18 protein-coding genes are annotated in these 17,147 nt (G+C 70.7%); 9 read left to right on the top strand and 9 right to left on the bottom strand.

Annotated elements, in window-relative coordinates:
- The first annotated feature begins 39 nt into the window (after positions 1 to 39).
- The 6 genes from gcvT to BZZ08_RS18275 all read left to right on the top strand — a co-directional run bounded on the left by gcvT (position 40) and on the right by BZZ08_RS18275 (position 6,882).
- The gene (gene gcvT, locus BZZ08_RS18300) at positions 40 to 1,173 is read left to right on the top strand and encodes a glycine cleavage system aminomethyltransferase GcvT (RefSeq protein WP_104633324.1); all 1,134 of its coding nucleotides are present in this window, start codon (positions 40 to 42) and stop codon (positions 1,171 to 1,173) included.
- Positions 1,174 to 1,284: 111 nt separating this feature from the next.
- A complete protein-coding gene (gene gcvH, locus BZZ08_RS18295; protein ID WP_104633323.1) occupies positions 1,285 to 1,662 on the top strand; it encodes a glycine cleavage system protein GcvH in 378 nt (125 codons plus the stop codon).
- Positions 1,663 to 1,676: 14 nt separating this feature from the next.
- Positions 1,677 to 2,939, top strand: a complete 1,263-nt coding sequence (gene glyA, locus BZZ08_RS18290) for a serine hydroxymethyltransferase (protein WP_104633322.1) — start codon at positions 1,677 to 1,679, stop codon at positions 2,937 to 2,939.
- 99 nt (positions 2,940 to 3,038) lie between these two features.
- On the top strand, positions 3,039 to 4,406 hold the full coding sequence (locus BZZ08_RS18285; RefSeq protein ID WP_104633321.1) for an L-serine ammonia-lyase: 1,368 nt from the start codon (positions 3,039 to 3,041) through the stop codon (positions 4,404 to 4,406).
- A gap of 77 nt (positions 4,407 to 4,483) precedes the next feature.
- Positions 4,484 to 6,145 carry a sensor histidine kinase gene (locus BZZ08_RS18280; RefSeq protein ID WP_104633320.1) on the top strand — a complete coding sequence of 554 codons (1,662 nt, stop codon included), beginning with the start codon at positions 4,484 to 4,486 and terminating at the stop codon, positions 6,143 to 6,145.
- Positions 6,146 to 6,240: 95 nt separating this feature from the next.
- Positions 6,241 to 6,882, top strand: coding sequence for a response regulator (locus BZZ08_RS18275; RefSeq protein WP_104633319.1), 642 nt, complete (start codon positions 6,241 to 6,243; stop codon positions 6,880 to 6,882).
- 48 nt (positions 6,883 to 6,930) lie between these two features.
- Here the strand turns inward: BZZ08_RS18275 and BZZ08_RS18270 are convergent, their stop codons facing one another.
- Genes BZZ08_RS18270 through BZZ08_RS18260 form a run of 3 tightly spaced genes read right to left on the bottom strand, consistent with a single transcriptional unit; the run spans position 6,931 to position 9,384 of the window.
- On the bottom strand, positions 6,931 to 7,728 hold the full coding sequence (locus tag BZZ08_RS18270) for an ABC transporter permease (protein ID WP_107491003.1): 798 nt from the start codon (positions 7,726 to 7,728) through the stop codon (positions 6,931 to 6,933).
- A 19-nt stretch (positions 7,729 to 7,747) separates the two neighbouring features.
- The gene (locus BZZ08_RS18265; RefSeq protein ID WP_157953350.1) at positions 7,748 to 8,431 is read right to left on the bottom strand and encodes a phosphatase PAP2 family protein; all 684 of its coding nucleotides are present in this window, start codon (positions 8,429 to 8,431) and stop codon (positions 7,748 to 7,750) included.
- An 8-nt stretch (positions 8,432 to 8,439) separates the two neighbouring features.
- A complete protein-coding gene (locus BZZ08_RS18260) occupies positions 8,440 to 9,384 on the bottom strand; it encodes an ABC transporter ATP-binding protein (protein WP_104633316.1) in 945 nt (314 codons plus the stop codon).
- A gap of 716 nt (positions 9,385 to 10,100) precedes the next feature.
- On the opposite strand from BZZ08_RS18260, the gene BZZ08_RS18255 reads away from it, so the two are divergent.
- Positions 10,101 to 11,510 (top strand): MFS transporter, encoded by a 1,410-nt coding sequence (locus tag BZZ08_RS18255; RefSeq protein WP_104633315.1) that lies wholly within the window; start codon positions 10,101 to 10,103, stop codon positions 11,508 to 11,510.
- Positions 11,511 to 11,580: 70 nt separating this feature from the next.
- On the opposite strand, the gene BZZ08_RS18250 is transcribed toward BZZ08_RS18255, so the two are convergent.
- Entirely contained in the window at positions 11,581 to 12,315 is a 735-nt protein-coding gene (locus tag BZZ08_RS18250) for a D-Ala-D-Ala carboxypeptidase family metallohydrolase (RefSeq protein ID WP_104633314.1), read from the bottom strand.
- Positions 12,316 to 12,494: 179 nt separating this feature from the next.
- Between BZZ08_RS18250 and BZZ08_RS18245 the strand changes: the two genes are divergently transcribed.
- A complete protein-coding gene (locus tag BZZ08_RS18245; RefSeq protein WP_104633313.1) occupies positions 12,495 to 13,052 on the top strand; it encodes a glycoside hydrolase family 25 protein in 558 nt (185 codons plus the stop codon).
- 8 nt (positions 13,053 to 13,060) lie between these two features.
- On the opposite strand, the gene BZZ08_RS18240 is transcribed toward BZZ08_RS18245, so the two are convergent.
- The 3 genes from BZZ08_RS18240 to BZZ08_RS18230 all read right to left on the bottom strand — a co-directional run bounded on the left by BZZ08_RS18240 (position 13,061) and on the right by BZZ08_RS18230 (position 15,070).
- The gene (locus BZZ08_RS18240) at positions 13,061 to 13,759 is read right to left on the bottom strand and encodes an NADPH-dependent F420 reductase (RefSeq protein ID WP_274543275.1); all 699 of its coding nucleotides are present in this window, start codon (positions 13,757 to 13,759) and stop codon (positions 13,061 to 13,063) included.
- A gap of 135 nt (positions 13,760 to 13,894) precedes the next feature.
- Positions 13,895 to 14,107 carry an EF-hand domain-containing protein gene (locus BZZ08_RS18235; protein WP_003973534.1) on the bottom strand — a complete coding sequence of 71 codons (213 nt, stop codon included), beginning with the start codon at positions 14,105 to 14,107 and terminating at the stop codon, positions 13,895 to 13,897.
- A 48-nt stretch (positions 14,108 to 14,155) separates the two neighbouring features.
- Complete coding sequence (locus BZZ08_RS18230) at positions 14,156 to 15,070, bottom strand: helix-turn-helix domain-containing protein (RefSeq protein WP_104633311.1); 915 nt, start codon at positions 15,068 to 15,070, stop codon at positions 14,156 to 14,158.
- 48 nt (positions 15,071 to 15,118) lie between these two features.
- Here BZZ08_RS18230 and BZZ08_RS18225 point away from each other — a divergent pair, with 48 nt between their 5' ends.
- Positions 15,119 to 15,757: a GNAT family N-acetyltransferase gene (locus tag BZZ08_RS18225; RefSeq protein ID WP_104633310.1), complete on the top strand. Its 639-nt coding sequence runs from the start codon at positions 15,119 to 15,121 to the stop codon at positions 15,755 to 15,757.
- Between the two features lie 16 nt (positions 15,758 to 15,773).
- Here the strand turns inward: BZZ08_RS18225 and BZZ08_RS18220 are convergent, their stop codons facing one another.
- Positions 15,774 to 16,388, bottom strand: a complete 615-nt coding sequence (locus BZZ08_RS18220; RefSeq protein WP_104633309.1) for an ADP-ribosyltransferase — start codon at positions 16,386 to 16,388, stop codon at positions 15,774 to 15,776.
- 97 nt (positions 16,389 to 16,485) lie between these two features.
- Positions 16,486 to 16,989 carry an ATP-binding protein gene (locus BZZ08_RS18215; protein WP_198601556.1) on the bottom strand — a complete coding sequence of 168 codons (504 nt, stop codon included), beginning with the start codon at positions 16,987 to 16,989 and terminating at the stop codon, positions 16,486 to 16,488.
- Positions 16,990 to 17,147: the final 158 nt, after the last annotated feature.

Raw genomic sequence — 17,147 nt, 5'->3', positions numbered from 1 at the left:
CCGACCTCGCCACGTCCTGTCCTGGGAGACGACCGACCGATGAGCAGTACCGAACCGCGCCGTACCGCGCTCGATGCCACGCATCGCGCCCTGGGCGCGACGATGACCGACTTCGCCGGCTGGGACATGCCCCTGCGCTACGGCTCCGAGCGCGAGGAGCACGTCGCGGTGCGCACCCGCGCCGGTCTCTTCGACCTCTCGCACATGGGTGAGATCACCGTCACCGGGCCGCAGGCGGCCGAGCTGCTGAACTACGCGCTGGTCGGCAACATCGGCAGCGTGAAGCCGGGCCGGGCCCGCTACACCATGATCTGCCGCGAGGACGGCGGCATCCTGGACGACCTGATCGTCTACCGCCTCGGTGAGACCGAGGCCGGGTCTTCTCACTACATGGTCGTCGCCAACGCCTCCAACGCCCAGGTCGTGCTGGACGCGCTGACCGAGCGGGCGGCGGGCTTCGACGCCGAGGTGCGCGACGACCGCGACGCCTACGCGCTGCTCGCCGTGCAGGGCCCGGAGTCCCCCGGGATCCTGGGCAGCCTCACCGACGCCGACCTGGACGGCCTGAAGTACTACGCCGGGCTGCCCGGCACGGTCGCCGGGGTCCCGGCGCTGATCGCGCGCACCGGCTACACCGGCGAGGACGGCTTCGAGCTGTTCGTGAAGCCGGAGCACGCCGTCGAGCTGTGGCAGGCGCTGACCCGGGCGGGCGAGGGCGCCGGACTGGTCCCCTGCGGTCTGTCCTGCCGGGACACGCTGCGCCTGGAGGCCGGCATGCCGCTGTACGGCAACGAGCTGTCCACCGCGCTGACGCCCTTCGACGCCGGTCTGGGCCGGGTGGTGAAGTTCGAGAAGGAGGGCGACTTCGTCGGGCGCGCGGCGCTGACCGGGGCCGCCGAGCGCGCCGCCTCCGAGCCGCCCCGCGTCCTGGTCGGCCTGGTCGCCGAGGGCCGCCGGGTCCCGCGCGCCGGGTACCCGGTCGTCGCCGGCGGCGAGGTGATCGGCGAGGTCACCTCCGGCGCCCCGTCGCCGACGCTGGGCAAGCCGATCGCCATGGCGTACGTCGACGCCGCGCACGCGGCCCCGGGCACGGAGGGTGTCGGTGTGGACATCCGGGGCAGCCACGAGCCGTACGAGGTCGTGGCGCTGCCGTTCTACAAGCGCCAGAAGTAGACACTGGGCGGCACCGGCCCCCTGTGTCCCGGGCGCCGTCGCCCCCGTGTGACGTACCGCCCCACCACCCCCTTCACCAGCCACTTCCTCGCGTACAGGAGAATTCAGGCCATGAGCAACCCCCAGCAGCTGCGCTACAGCAAGGAGCACGAGTGGCTGTCGGGCGCCGAGGACGGCGCCTCGACGGTCGGCATCACGGAGCACGCGGCCAACGCGCTCGGTGACGTCGTCTTCGTCCAGCTCCCCGAGGTCGGCGACTCGGTGACCGCGGGCGAGACCTGCGGCGAACTGGAGTCGACCAAGTCCGTCTCCGACCTGTACTCCCCCGTCTCCGGTGAGGTCACCGAGGTCAACGAGGACGTCGTCAACGACCCGTCGCTGGTGAACAGCGCGCCCTTCGAGGGCGGCTGGCTGTTCAAGGTGCGGATCACGGACGAGCCGGCCGACCTGCTCTCCGCCGACGAGTACACCGCCTTCACCGCCGGCTGAGGAGTCCCGACCGCATGTCGCTTCTGAACACACCCCTGCACGAGCTGGACCCCGACGTCGCCGCCGCCGTCGACGCCGAGCTGGACCGCCAGCAGTCCACCCTCGAGATGATCGCCTCGGAGAACTTCGCCCCGGTCGCGGTCATGGAGGCCCAGGGCTCGGTCCTCACCAACAAGTACGCCGAGGGCTACCCCGGCCGCCGCTACTACGGCGGCTGCGAGCACGTCGACGTGGTCGAGCAGATCGCCATCGACCGGGTCAAGGCGCTGTTCGGCGCCGAGCACGCCAACGTGCAGCCGCACTCGGGCGCCCAGGCCAACGCGGCCGCGATGTTCGCGCTGCTCAAGCCCGGCGACACGATCATGGGTCTGAACCTCGCCCACGGCGGGCACCTGACCCACGGCATGAAGATCAACTTCTCCGGCAAGCTCTACAACGTCGTCCCCTACCACGTCGGCGACGACGGCCAGGTCGACATGGCCGAGGTGGAGCGCCTCGCCAAGGAGAGCAAGCCGAAGCTGATCGTGGCCGGCTGGTCGGCCTACCCGCGTCAGCTGGACTTCGCCGCGTTCCGCAAGGTCGCGGACGAGGTCGGCGCGTACCTGATGGTCGACATGGCGCACTTCGCCGGTCTGGTCGCGGCGGGCCTGCACCCGAACCCGGTGCCGCACGCCCACGTGGTCACCACCACCACGCACAAGACCCTGGGCGGCCCGCGCGGCGGTGTGATCCTCTCCACGGCCGAGCTGGCCAAGAAGATCAACTCCGCCGTCTTCCCCGGTCAGCAGGGTGGCCCGCTGGAGCACGTGGTGGCCGCCAAGGCTGTCGCCTTCAAGGTCGCCGCGAGCGAGGACTTCAAGGAGCGCCAGGGCCGTACGCTGGAGGGTGCCCGCATCCTGGCCGAGCGCCTGGTGCGGGACGACGCGAAGGCGGCGGGCGTCTCCGTCCTGACCGGCGGCACGGACGTCCACCTGGTCCTGGTGGACCTGCGCGACTCCGAGCTGGACGGGCAGCAGGCCGAGGACCGCCTCCACGAGGTCGGCATCACGGTCAACCGCAACGCCGTCCCGAACGACCCGCGTCCGCCGATGGTGACCTCCGGTCTGCGCATCGGTACGCCGGCCCTGGCGACCCGCGGCTTCACCGCCGAGGACTTCGCCGAGGTCGCGGACGTGATCGCCGAGGCGCTGAAGGCGTCCTACGACGCTGAGGCCCTCAAGGCCCGGGTGAAGGCCCTGGCCGACAAGCACCCGCTGTACCCGGGTCTGAACAAGTAGACACCGCGCCCGAGGGGTGGGGCGCCGCATCCGCCACAAGCGGCCGGGCGCACCACCCCTCGGCACCCCTCCGCACCACCCCCGTTCTGAGGAGTCCCCGTGGCCATCTCGGTCTTCGACCTGTTCTCGATCGGCATCGGCCCGTCGAGCTCGCACACGGTCGGCCCGATGCGCGCGGCCCGCATGTTCGCCCGCCGCCTGCGCAACGAGGAGCTGCTGGACTCCGTCGCCTCGGTCCGCGCCGAGCTGTACGGCTCGCTCGGCGCCACCGGCCACGGCCACGGCACCCCCAAGGCGGTGCTGCTCGGCCTGGAGGGCGACTCACCGCGCACGGTCGACGTGGAGACGGCCGACGACCGCGTCGAGACGATCAAAACGTCCGGCCGCCTCAGTCTCCTCGGCGACCACGAGATCGCCTTCTCCTACGACGACGACCTGGTCCTGCACCGCCGCAAGGCACTCCCCTACCACGCCAACGGCATGACCCTGTGGGCGTACGACGCGCAGGGTGCCGAGGTGCTGACCAAGACCTACTACTCGGTCGGCGGCGGTTTCGTCGTCGACGAGGACGCGGTGGGCGCGGACCGCATCGTGCTCGACGACACGGTGCTCAAGTACCCCTTCCGCACCGGCGACGAGCTGCTGCGGCTGGCCCGGGAGACGGGCCTGTCCATCTCCGCCCTGATGCTGGAGAACGAGCGGGCCTGGCGCGACGAGGACGAGATCCGCGAGGGCCTCCTGGAGATCTGGCGGGTGATGCAGGCGTGCGTGGAGCGCGGCATGACCCGCGAGGGCATCCTGCCGGGCGGCCTGAAGGTCCGCCGCCGCGCCGCGAACACCGCGCGCAAGCTGCGCTCCGAGGGCGACCCGCAGGCCCTGGCGATGGAGTGGATCACCCTCTACGCGATGGCCGTGAACGAGGAGAACGCGGCCGGCGGCCGGGTCGTCACCGCCCCGACCAACGGCGCGGCCGGCATCATCCCGGCGGTCCTGCACTACTACATGAACTTCGTGCCCGGCGCGGACGAGGAGGGCGTGGTCCGCTTCCTGCTCGCCGCGGGCGCCATCGGCATGCTCTTCAAGGAGAACGCCTCCATCTCCGGCGCCGAGGTCGGCTGCCAGGGCGAGGTCGGCTCCGCCTGCTCGATGGCGGCCGGCGCCCTCGCCGAGGTCCTCGGCGGCTCCCCGGAGCAGGTGGAGAACGCCGCCGAGATCGGCATGGAGCACAACCTCGGCCTCACCTGCGACCCGGTCGGCGGCCTGGTCCAGATCCCCTGCATCGAGCGCAACGGCATGGCCGCGGTGAAGGCGGTCACGGCGGCCCGGATGGCGATGCGCGGCGACGGCTCCCACAAGGTGTCCCTCGACAAGGTCATCAAGACCATGAAGGACACCGGCGCCGACATGTCGGTCAAGTACAAGGAGACGGCGCGGGGCGGGCTCGCGGTGAACATCATCGAGTGCTAGAGAAATAGGCCGCAGCGTCGGCGCCTCCTGACCTTCGTCAGTACCAACGGCTTCCGGAAATAACTAGCCTTGCCGTCGTGAAAGGCTCAGCCAGCGCTCCCTCTCCGGACCGGCCCGGTGTTCCCGCCGCCGAGCCGCGGCGGCACGCGAGACGCCCGCTGGTCACCTCACTGCTCGTCTGGGCCGCCCTCAACGTACCGGCGACGCTGCTGGTCTCGGGTTTCCCGGAGGGCCTGAGCCCGTGGTGGCAGATCCTGATCGGCGCCGTCGTCACGGGTGCCGCCGTCGTTGTGCTCCGGTCGCGGCCCCTGGTCTCGTTCGTGCTGTGCCTGGCCCTGTGGTGGACCGTCGGCACGCTGGACAACGACCTCGGGTCCACGGTGCTCTCCCCGTACCTGCCTGCCGTCTTCATCATGAGCTTCGCGGTGGGACGGCTCCCGGTGGCTGCCCCACCGGTGCTGCTGGCCATCGGCGGCACGATGGTCGTCGGCTCCGCGCTCGCCGTCGCGGTCCACCTGTCCCTGCCGATGTGGTTCCTGCTGCTGACCGTCCTGATCTTCGCCTGTCTGCTGCCGTGGCTGACGGGCCGCTACTGGCAGCAGCGGCACGAATTGCAGCTCGCGGGCTGGGAGCACGCCCGCCAGACGCAACTGCAGCAGCGCATCCTGATCGACCAGGCCAGGTTGCGGGAGCGGACCCGGATCGCCGAGGACATGCACGACTCCCTGGGCCACGAGCTGAGCCTGATCGCGCTGCGCGCCGGGGCGCTCCAGGTGGCTCCCGGCGTGGACGAGAGCTTCCGGAAGGCGGCCGGTGAGCTGCGGGAGAACACCGGAAGGGCGATGGGACACCTGCGGGAGATCATCGGCGTCCTGCGCGAGGACGACACGGAGACACCGCTGGATCCCTCGCAGTCGGGCATCGGCACGCTGATCGACCGTACGCGGGTGTCCGGCGTGCAGGTGAGTCTGGAGCACGTGGGCGAGCCGGAGATCCTGCCCGCGATGACCGACAAGGCGTTGTACCGCGTGGTGCAGGAGTCGCTGACCAACGCGATCAAGCATGCCCCCGGTGCGGCCGTGACCGTGCGTCTGGAGTACCGGCCGAGCGAGGTCGTGGTGTCGGTCCGCAACGCTCCGCCGCGGGAGGAGCCGGCGGCCGACCGGCCGAGCGGGCGGCGCGGGCTGATCGGGCTCCAGGAGCGGGCCCGTCTCGCGGGCGGACGGCTGCACGCCGCCGCGCTGCCGGACGGCGGTTTCCAGGTGACGGCCCGGCTGCCCCGGGTGCCCGAGGCGATCAGGGCCGACGAGGATCCCGCGTGGCCGGCACCGGACGGCGGGGCGACGGAGGGAGGCCTCGCCGACGCGACCACGCACGTGCGTCGGCGCTTCATCACCGCGGTGGCGCTGCCCTTCGGCCTGTTCGTCCTGCTCGTCGTCGGGATGATCGGCTATTACGCGTATCTGTCGGCGTCCACCACATTGTCCCCCGGGGATTTCGACGGGCTCCGGGTCGGCCAGCGCACGGCCGAGGTCGACCGCGTCCTTCCGGACAACGACATGAACGACCCGCCCTCCGAGGAGTTGCCGGTCCCGTCGGGCGCGTCCTGCAGCTACTACCGTTCCAGCGATGCGCTGTTCGTCCAGGTCGACGTGTACCGGCTCTGTTTCGCCCAGGGCCGTCTGCTGACCAAGGACGTCATCACCGCCGAGTCCCGGGCTCCCGTGGACCACGGCTGACCGCCTCACCACCCGCACAGTGCCGTGAAGACTGGCAAGAGCACGAGGAGACGACCATCACTCCCATCAACCTTGTCCTGGCCGACGACGAAGCGATGATTCGTGCCGGGGTGAAGGCCATCCTGGCCAGCGATCCCGAGATCAACGTGGTCGCGGAGGCGGCCAACGGGCGAGAGGCGATCGCCTTGACGCTGGAGCACCGGCCCGACGTGGTGCTCATGGACATCCGTATGCCCGTCATGGACGGACTCGCCGCCACGGCCGAGATCAAGCGGCAGGTGCCCCAGACCTCGGTGCTCGTGCTGACCACCTTCTCCGAGGACGCCTACGTGGCTCGTGCGCTGGGCGACGGCGCCAGCGGCTTCATGCTCAAGTCCGGCGACCCGCGGGAACTGCTGACCGGCGTGCACGCCGCGGCGGCCGGCGCCTCCTACCTGTCGGCCAAGGTCGCCGAGGGGGTCATCGCCGAGCTGAACCGCGGTTCGGGCCGGCAGGCCGAGTCGCGCGGCGTCGCGGCGCAGAAGCGGGTGACCGCGCTCACCGAGCGGGAACAGGAGGTTCTCGCGCTGGTGGGCAGGGGTCTGTCCAACGCGGACATCGGCAAGCGGCTCCATGTGGTCGAGGGCACGGTCAAGAGCTATGTCAGCGCCATCTTCACCGCGCTGGGCGTGCGCAACCGGGTGCAGGCCGCGATCATCGCGTACGAGGCCGGGCTCGTGACCGACCGGGAGGCATGACACACGTCCGGGCCGGCCGGGGGAAACACAGGCGGGGATGCCGCGAGGTCATGCGTCGCGCTTGCGGAAGGCCAGGAAGCCGAGGGCCAGCGCGCCGAAGGCCCACAGCACGAGCAGCAGGAACCCGGTTCCGGCTCCGTACGGCGTGGTGTCCGCGTTCATGAAGACGGTGCCCGCCGAGTTCGGCATCCGCTCGGCGAGCTTCACCAGCGGATCGATGTCGGAAGCCTGGAGGACCACCGGCAGGACGGTGAGCCCGACGAAGACGATGGTGAGCGTGCCGGCGGCGCTGCGCACGGCCACGGCGACGGCGATCGTGAGCACCGAGACCAGCGCGAGGTAGACCCCGATCCGCAGGGCGCTGCCCAGCGCGTCGCCGCCGGCCGCTTCCGCCTTGTCGCCCAGGGACATCGCGGAGACCCCGACGCCGATCAGGCCGAACACGATGCCGGCGAGCAGGCTCACCGTGCCGGCCACCGCGGTCTTGGCCGCCAGAAGCCGGCCACGCCTCGGCACGGACTGCAGCGTCGTGTGCATGCTGCCGGAGGCGTACTCGGCCGTGATCATCAGCATCGCCAGGGCGATCAGGGCGAACTGGGCGACGTACACGGTCGACACGGCGACGTCGCCGACCGGGGCCGTGGTGCCCTTCTCCTTGTTGTTCGCCATGGTGGCGCCGATGATCGGGGTGGTGACCAGCATCAGTCCCGCGCCGCCGAGCAGGCACCACCAGGTGGACTTGACGGACCAGAGCTTGATCCATTCCGCTACCACGTCGCCGGGCAGTCCGCCGCCGGAAGCACGCACCGGCTGACCGGCAGTCGGCGAGGGCATTGAAGTCGTCATGACCAAATCCTTGTGCTTGTCAACGGTTCGACGCGGACGCGTGGGCTTCTTCCGCCACGAAGCGGGGTTCTGACGGGGGCGCGGTGCCGAGCGCCGCGGTGAGCGGCCGGTGCTGCCTCAGCCGTGTGACGGCCGCGGTGCCCGGCACCCTCATGATCAGCAGGAGCAGCGGGGCCAGGAGCACGCCGAGCAGGGCGCCGGCGGCGACGTCGTGCAGGTAGTGCACGCCGACGTAGACACGCGACAGCGCGACGAGCACGGCGAGCGGGAGGGCGAAGGCGGCCACGAGACGCCAGGTGATGAGGAACGTGGCCGCGGACGCGGCGGCGATCACGGAGTGGTTGCTCGGGAAAGCCCAGTCTCCCGACGCCGGGCATTCGGCGATGGTCCGGACGTCCGGGATGGCGCGGCAGGGACGTTCCTCGTGCAGCCACACCTTGGTGATCTCGCTCAGCACGTACACCGCCGCGACGGCCACCGGAGCGAGCAGCGCCAGCGCCATCGACCTGTCGTCACGGCCGCGCGCTCGCCACCACTGGACGACGAAGAGGGCGACGAAGACGAGGATGCCGAGTTCCGTTCCGACGTCGCCCGCGGTCTGCATCCATCCCGGCGTCGTGGCCGCCCATTGCGTGATCTCCCGGTAGACCCCGACGCCGTACTCGGGTCCGGCCTTCGCGAGCTGCACGGCGGGGCTCGTCATGTCCGACATCACGCCCCCGCACCCGGCTGCCGCTGGTGCCCGGAGGCGGCGCCGAACTCGACGCTGTCCGCGGTGAGTTCCATGTAGGCCTGCTCGAGAGAGGCCTCGATGCTGCGGACCTCGTGCAGCCGGACGCCCATCTCGAAGGCGAGGTCCGACACCCGGTCGACGGTGAGCCCCGTGATGTACAGCTCGTTGTGGCTCTCCCAGCGGGCGGGCACCGCCCACTCGTGCAGCTGGTCCATGAGCTTCTGGAGCCCGGCCTGTTCGGGGCCGCGTACGCGCACCGCGTTGAGCGAGCTGCTCTCGATGAGCTGCTGGACGGACGTCTCGGTGATCAGCTGCCCCTTGCCGATGATCACCAGATGGTCGGCGGTGAGCTGCATCTCGCTCATCAGGTGACTGGAGACGAAGATGGTGCGGCCCTCTGCGGCGAGCCCGCGGATCAGGCCGCGGATCCAGCGCACGCCGTCGGGGTCGAGCCCGTTGACCGGTTCGTCGAACATGACGACGCCCGGATTGCCCAACAGCGCGCCCGCGATGCCCAGGCGCTGGCCCATGCCGAGCGAGAACGAGCCGGCCCGCCGGTCGGCCACCTTGGTCAGACCCACGGTCTCCAGGACCTCGTCGACCCTGCGGACGGAGATGCCGTTGCTGCGGGCCAGCGAACGAAGGTGGGCGCGCGCGCTGCGGCCGGGGTGCACGGCCTTGGCGTCCAGCAGCGCGCCGATCTCCCGCAGGGGGTAGGCGAGTTCGGCGTAGGAACGACCGCCGATGAGCGCCTGGCCGGCCGTGGGGTGGTCAAGCCCCATGATCATCCGCATCGTGGTGGACTTGCCCGCGCCGTTGGGTCCGAGGAATCCGGTGACCTTGCCCGCCCCGATGGTGAGGGACAGGTTGTCCACGGCGGTCTGGCTGCCGTATCTCTTCGTCAGACCCTGAAGGGTGATCATGGATGCCTACTCCCAGCCGTTCCAGCTTCTCCGTCTCACTCCGAACGTAGGCTCCGGCCAGGCACGATCGCATCAGTCCATAGGAAGGCATCGACCCTTACTTTAGTCAGGCACAAAGGCGGTTCCAGCGAGCAGGAAACAGCCACCCTCGGCTCACTTCTCCGTCTCTCATCGAAAGGTCTTCCGCGCCGCCCGGAAACGTCTTGCACACCACCTGCGGGGCTCAGCGGTCGCGCGAAGCTGGAGCGCTTCTGTCGCGGGGAGCGCGTCATCACCGACGGAACGCACCGCCTGTCCAAAATCGCGAGTCAGGGCCGCGAGGTCGCGGTACACGGCACCTGCGAAGGGCTTCTGCGCGACGGGACGAATACTTCCGTGCGATGCGCCGATTTCTTCCGTGTGCATTCTGCGGGCGCCTTCTCCTTGCGCGAGACGTTTTTCTACGCACCGCTCTTCCGAGCCGGGCCCGAAAGAAACCCAAGGGATTTCTTCCGCCATGCGTGAATGCGATGCAACCGACGCCGAGCCCGACCGAACACCCTTCCCGTGAAGGTCTGGGTCAGCCGCGACTGCACGGCCCGGGCGGCACCGGCGGCGTGAGGTTCGCCGGGGAGGCGGGGACGTCTGGGCGTCTCACATCGTGACATCCGCTTTCCGAAAAACAAGACGGCTGAGATCGTTGCAGGGCCCATGTTTCGCGCGTGAAAGACCGAGCCATGCCCGCACCGGCCTCCGGCCCAGCACCTCAGACACCCGTCAACCCCCGGTCGCGAGTCCTCATCGCCAGCCTCATGGGCACGACGATCGAGTTCTACGACTTCTACATCTACGCGACCGCCGCCGTCCTCGTCTTCCCGAAGCTCTTCTTCCCGAGCAGCGACCCCACCACGGCACTGCTGTCGTCGTTCGCGGTCTTCGGCGCCGCGATGGTCGCCCGGCCGATCGGCGCCGTCTTCTTCGGGCACCTCGGTGACCGGCTCGGCCGCAAGAAGACGCTGGTCGTCTCGCTCCTCACCATGGGCATCGCCACCTTCCTCATCGGCGCGCTGCCGACCTACGCGCAGGCCGGCTGGGTCGCCACCGCGCTGCTCGTGCTGATGCGGCTCGCGCAGGGCTTCGCGCTCGGCGGCGAGTGGAGCGGGGCCGCGCTGGTCGCGACGGAGAACGCGCCCCGGGGCAAACGCGCCCTGTACGGGACCTTCCCGCAACTGGGCGCCCCGCTCGGCTTCATCATCGGCAACGGCCTGTTCCTGCTCATCGGGGCGCTGCTGCCCTCCACCGCCGGCGCCGACCCCACGCAGCCGTCCGCGGCCTTCGCGAGCTGGGGCTGGCGCATCCCGTTCCTGTTCTCCGCCGTGATGGTCGCGATCGGCCTGTGGGTGCGCTCGCGGCTCGTGGAGTCGACGGTGTTCGCCAGGACCCGCGAGGCCGGGAAGGTGCGAAAGCTGCCGCTGGCCACGGTCGTCCAGGGCCACTGGAGGCAGCTGGTCCTCGGCACCTTCATCATGCTGGCCACGTACGTGCTCTTCTACCTGATGACCACGTTCTCGCTGAGCTACGGCCGCGCCGCGAAGGACGCCGACGTGCCGGGGCTCGGCTACAGCTACACCACGTTCGTCCTGATGATGATCTTCGGCGTGCTGTTCTTCGCCGTCTTCACCCTGGTCTCCGGCCCGCTCGCCGACAAGTACGGGCGCCGCACCACCCTGGTCTGGGTCACCGCCGCCATCGTGGTCTTCGGCCTGGTCTGGGTGCCGTTGATCGGCCTGGGCACGCTCGGCGTGGTGCTGTGGCTGGTGCTCGGCTTCACGCTGATGGGCATGACATTCGGCCCGATGGGCGCGCTGCTGCCGGAGCTGTTCCCGACGAGTGTGCGCTACACCGGGTCCGGCATCGCGTACAACGTCAGCTCGATCCTCGGCGCGGCCGTCGCCCCGTTCATAGCGGTGGCGCTGTGGGAGGCCGGGGACGGATCGCCGTGGCTGGTCGGCGTCTACCTCTCCGCGATGGCCGTGCTGACCCTGACCGCCCTGCTGCTCGGCAAGGAGACCAAGGACGTCTCCCTGGACGAGGGCGGGCCCGACTCCGCCGAGGAGAGCCCACGGGCGGCCGCGGTCGCCTCCTGAGCCCCCTCGATCGGCGTTCACCATCGCCGTACGCCGAGCGCGTCCTGCCCGGCGTACGGTCACCGGTGGCTCAGAAGCCGCAGTTCGGGGCCGACCAGTAGGGCGACGGGTCGAGGGCCACGTGGGTGTGGTCGTTGTGGTCGGGGTAGCCCGGGCCGAGGATCTCCGAGAAGCCGTGGGTCCTGGCCTGCTGGGCGAGCCGGCAGAAGCTGGGCGAGCCGGTGAGGTCCGCGGCGTCGCCGTAGAGGTGGCGGCTGGTGGACGAGCCGCCCACCGCACTGTTGCAGGCCCGGGAGCGGAAGCCGCTGGAGATGGTGAGCGGCACGTCGCCGAGGGCGTGCCGCATCGCCTCCAGCTTCCACATGGTCTTCAGCGCGTTCGACTTGGCGGTGGCGGCGGAGACCGCGCCGCCGGACCAGTCCGAGTTGCACTTGTTGAGCTCCGCGTAGGTGAAGTGGACGGGCGTGCAGTCCGCGTCCTGGAGTGCGTAGATCTTGCTGAAGGTCGCGGGGCCCGCGACGCCGTCCGCGCCGAGGCCGTAGGCGGCCTGGAACTTCTTGACGGCGGCGGCGGTCCGGGCGCCGTACTGGCCGTCGTAGGAGAGCCGTTCGCCGGAGGTGACCCAGCCGGCGACGCGGATCTGGAGCTGCGTCACGTCGCTGCCGGAGGAGCCCTGGGAGAGGGTGCGGTTCCAGGTGTAGCAGGAGTCGGCGTGGGCGGCGCCGGCGGTGGCGCCCACCCCGACCGCCGCTCCAGCCATGAGCATGACAAATGAGAGAAGGAGACGTGACACGCGTCTGAACATCCCGGCCTCCCGACCGTCGAGTCGTCCGTGCACCGGAGCCCAGCGTGCGGTACCGCGCTACGCGCGTCAATGGCGCCCGGGCGAAGCCAAGTCGACGTTTCGGTCTCCGGCGGGGATCGCCCGTGCCATCGTGGGGAATAACCAACTCCCGTCCCCCCACTGCTCCTCAGGGAGGCTCCATGCTGCGTGGCATCGATGTCAGCGCCTACCAGTCCTCCAGCTACGGCACGGACGGCCTCTCCTTCGTCTTCGTGAAGGCGACGGAGGGCCGTTCGTACGTCAACCCCAAGCTCTCGGCCCAGACGAAGCGGGCCCGTGACGCCGGACTCGTCGTCGGCTTCTACCACTTCCTCTGGCCGGGCAACCTCACCGCCCAGGCCGAGTACTTCGTCTCCAAGGCCCCGGACCGCAAGGGCGACATCCTCGCCGTCGACTGGGAGACGAACGGCGAGGGCACCCATCCGAGCAACGCGGAGAAGGACAGCTTCATCCGGAAGCTGAAGGCGCTGCGGCCGGACAACAGGATCGTCCTCTACTGCAACCGGCACTTCTGGCTGAACGTCGACACCACCTCGTACGCCGGTGACGGCCTCTGGATCGCCGACTACGTCTCGGCGGGCAAGCCGCGCATCCAGGCCAAGTGGCGCTTCCACCAGTACACCGACGACCCGGTCGACACCAACGTGGCCGACTTCGCGAGCAAGGCCGCGCTGAAGGAGTGGGCCCAGAGCGCCTGAGGGCGGGGTCAGCCCCGGAAGGCCGCGGGCCGCTCCGGGGACGCCTGTGCCAGTGCCTGCGTGACGCCGTCGACGCCCTCACGCAGGCCGTAGACCGGGGTGTCCGGCTGCTGGCGCCAGGAGTCGTCGATGCCGCCGGCGTCGACGGTGTCGAAGCCCAGCCCGTCGATGAGGGCGCGTACCTTCGCCTTGGCCGCCTCGTCGTCGCCGGCCACCGGCAGCGCCATGCGGTCGGGGGCGCCGGCCGGACGGGGGCGGTCGAGGATGTCCTGGGCGTAGGTGCCGTTGAAGGCCTTGACCACCGGGTGGCCGAGGTGGCGTTCGGTCCAGCGGCTCTCGGTGAGGCCCTCGTCCTCGATGCCCGCGATCCTGCCGTCCCGCTGCTGCGGGTAGTAGTTGCCGGTGTCGATGACCGCGACGCCGTCGGCCGCCCCGTCCAGGACGCCGGACGGCAGGTCCGGGACCCGCTTCAGCGGGACCGTGACGACGACGATCTCGGCGCCGCGCGCGGCCTCCTCCACCGGTACCGGGGTGGCGCCGGTCTCCTCGGCCAGCGCGGTGAGCGTGTGCGGCCCGCGCGAGTTGGCGACGGAGACGTCGTGTCCGAGGGCGGTGAGCCGGCGGGTGAGGTTGCCGCCGATGTTGCCCGCGCCGATGATGCCGATCTTCATGATGCTGACTCGCCTGGCCCTTCGGAGGTCGTGTATTGCCGGTGAGCACCAGCAACCTCCGAGCCGGGCGGCCTATTCCGCCGCCGTCCGGCTTTCACTCCCCCGCAGCAACGTGCCCGGACGTCGAAGGGGCGCCCGCCGGGTGACCGCCGGGCGCCCCTCACCGTGTCGTCACTTGTTCAGGTGGGCCCAGAACTCGTCGAACGACAGCTGCTTGTCGCCGTCGAGGTCGCGGCCGGCGATGATCGCCTCGGCCACCGACTCGGTGACGTTCCAGTCGCCGCCCTGGGCGAGCGCGGTCTTGAACTCGGCCGCGGTGATGAGGCCGTCACCGTCCGTGTCGATCCGCTCGAACTGCTTGCGTGCTTCCTCGATGTCGGCCACCGGTCCGCCCCTCGTTCCGTGCATTGGGTCCATCTGACGCAGGTCAGATTAACCGGCCACCCGGGCACCCAGTGCGGCGACCACCCACCTGAACTGCTCCTCGTGGGCGGACGGCGGCTCCAGGCCGTTCACGATCGCCGACAGTTCCCGGTAGCGGGCGAGCCGGACGTTGGTCACCGCGGTGAGGCGTTCGAGTACGACGGCCGGGTCGGCGTCGCCGATCAGCGCGCGCACGATGTCGGCGGCCCGCGGCGAGTCCGGTGCGACGCCCTCGCGCAGCGCGTCGCCCGCGAGCCGCACCAGGCGGCTCATGAACCAGAGCGAGGAGCCCGCGGGGACGTCCGAACCCCGGTCCGCCGCGTTGAACTCGATCATCCGGCGCATCGTCGCCCGGAACTCCGGGTCCTGGATCAGTTCGGCCAGTTCCACCCAGGCGTCCACCTGCTCCGGCGTGGGGTCGTCGGGCAGGTCGGCCGCGGCGAAGCGCAGGCGGGTGCGGATGTCGGGGTCCGCGGTGTCGATGCCCGCGAAGACCTCCGCCATGAAGTCCTCGATGATGCGGCGCCGTTCGGCGGTGGACAGTCGGGCCAGCTTGTTCATCAGCGTCATCTCCTCGGCGGTCGAGCCGCGTCGCGCCACGGTGGACAGCACCGCGCGGGTCACCCTCAGCGAGCTGATCTGCGCGTCGAGCGCGCTCACGTGTGCCTCCGCGACCTCCGCGACCGTGGTCTCGCCGGCCAGGACGCGGCGTACGGCGTCCAGGCCGAGGCCCAGTTCGCGCAGGGTGCGGATCAGCTCGAGGCGGGCGACGGACTCGGCGTCGTAGAGCCGGTAGCCGCCCGCGGAACGGGTGACCGGGGGCAGGGCGCCCTCGTCGGACCAGTAGCGGATGGTGCGCACCGTGAGTCCGGTGGTGCGGGCCAGTTCGCCGATGGTCATGAGGTCGGTGCCGTCGTCGGTCATGTCTGGGAGTGTGTGCCTTCCAGTAGGTGGAGACTCAAGGAGCGCGGTGTGGCGGAGAGCCTGCGGGAGATTCTGGACGCGGCGGCGCGGGGCGTGTTCCCCGCGGCGGACGGCGGCACGAGCGTCGTGCCGCAGCTCGGCGGCCGGGACGCGGGGGTCGTCGCCTTCACGGCGCACTCGGTGGTCTTCACCGACGAGGACGAGGGGTGGGTGCGCAAGACGCTGGCGTCGCTGGGCTGCGACGCCCTGGCCGCGACGATGAACGCCCGGTTCCTGGCGGCCTTCGCGGAGCGCACGGGACGGACGACGGACACGATCGACGTGCTGCTGACCGGTGCGCCGCTGCCCGGGCACCCGGAAGTGGCGCTGAAGGAGGTCGCCGATCCCGGGCATCCCCGCGTGGTCGCGGCCCGGCGGCGGCGCGACGACGTGCGGGTGTGGGCGGCGGACGGCGGGGTGCTGGTGCTGGGCCACGGGGTGGCCGGGCGGCTGGAGGTGGCCGTGGAGGTGGCGGAGGGCGCGCGGCACGTGGGGCTCGGGCGGCGGCTGGTGACGGCGGCACGGCAGCTGGCCGGGGGTGAGGTGGTCTGGGCGCAGGTTTCGGCGGGGAACGCCCGCAGTCTGCGGGCGTTCCAGGCGGCGGGTTACCGGCCGGTGGGCTCGGAGGCGCTGTTCCTGCGTCCCTGAGCCAGGGCGGTCGGTGTCAGTGCCAGGGCTGGTAGTGCGGGTTGCTCTCGCAGTCGCTCATGATCTCGGTCTTGGTCTGCCGGTCGACCGGGCAGACACCGATGATGTACTTCCGCTGGACGCCGCCGGGGAAGGCGACCTCGACCTGGTCGGCCCACTTGTGGGTGTCGCCGATGGTCTTGTTGACGTCGATGCCGCCGGGGGCGTCGATGTAGTAGTTGTAGCCGGACTTGTACCAGGTCTTGTAGAGGTCGTGGTCGTAGCTGGTCGAGACGTACGGCGAGGGCTGGTTGACCAGGACGTACTTCTCGACGTCGTACTGACCGTTCACGACGTCCTTGGCGTGGAAGCCCTCTTCGAAGACGACCTGCGGGCCGCGGCTGTCGCTGCGGTAGAGGGTGCCGCAGGTGGTGCGCCAGACCGGCTCGGGGGTGATGCGGTCGACGTCGACGCCGCGGTCGGCGGCGGCCTTGGTCCTGTCGTCGAACTGGGGGCAGGCCGGGGCGGCCTTGGCGGGGGCGGCCGACGGGGCCGGGGCGGCCGTGGGGGCGGTGGCGGCGGTGGTGGCGAGGACCGCGGAGAGCGACAGGACGGCGGCGGCGGTCCGTCGGCGCAGGCGAGTGGTGATCATGCGGATACGATCCCGGCCCCGGAGGGGTGCGTTCCGGATTCTCACCCGTAGGTGGCGTGTCCGGCGAACCGGCTTGCCTTCGGCGGCAGATGGACTCTCAGCGGTCCACGACCCGCATCTCGAACCAGGTGGTCTTCCCGCGCGGCAGCAGGTCCACGCCCCAGCGGTCGGAGAGCTTGTCGACGAGGAAGAGGCCGCGCCCGCTGATGTCCGTCTCCTGCACCGGCATCAGACAGGGCAGTCCCCGGGAGGGATCACGGACCTCGACGCGGATCCAGCCGGGGCGGCGGCGCATGTGCAGGCCGAAGATCCGGGCGCCGGTGTGGCGTACGGCGTTGCCGACCAGCTCGGAGACGAGCAGGACGGCGTCCTCCGTGACCTTGGGGCCGAGCTGCCACTGGCGCAGGGCGACGACCTGGGCCAGCCGGCGGGCGGTGGCGGCGGACTCGGGGCGGGAGGGCAACGGAACCTCGCGCTCCGTCGGGTTGCCGAACAGTTCCAGCACCTTGAGCGCGCGTTCGTCCTCGACCGCCGGCGACCAGCGCGCCGCGGTCGCACGTCCGGCTCCCCGCGGCAGTTCCGTACCATCCAGCCCCGCCATGCCCCCATCATGGCCGCCCACGGCGGGCTCCGGGGCCGTTCCCGGGGAATACGCCCCTGCGGGAGCCGGGCCGGGCGACGGTCGGTCGGCATATGCCGCAGGCAGTTCGGGGCTGGAAACGGCCCCACTGACCTGCGTGAACGGCTCGGCCGGAGACA

The sequence above is a fragment of the Streptomyces sp. MH60 genome (assembly GCF_002939385.1).
Lineage (GTDB): Bacteria > Actinomycetota > Actinomycetes > Streptomycetales > Streptomycetaceae > Streptomyces.
This window is presented reverse-complemented; position numbering and strand designations above follow the sequence as displayed.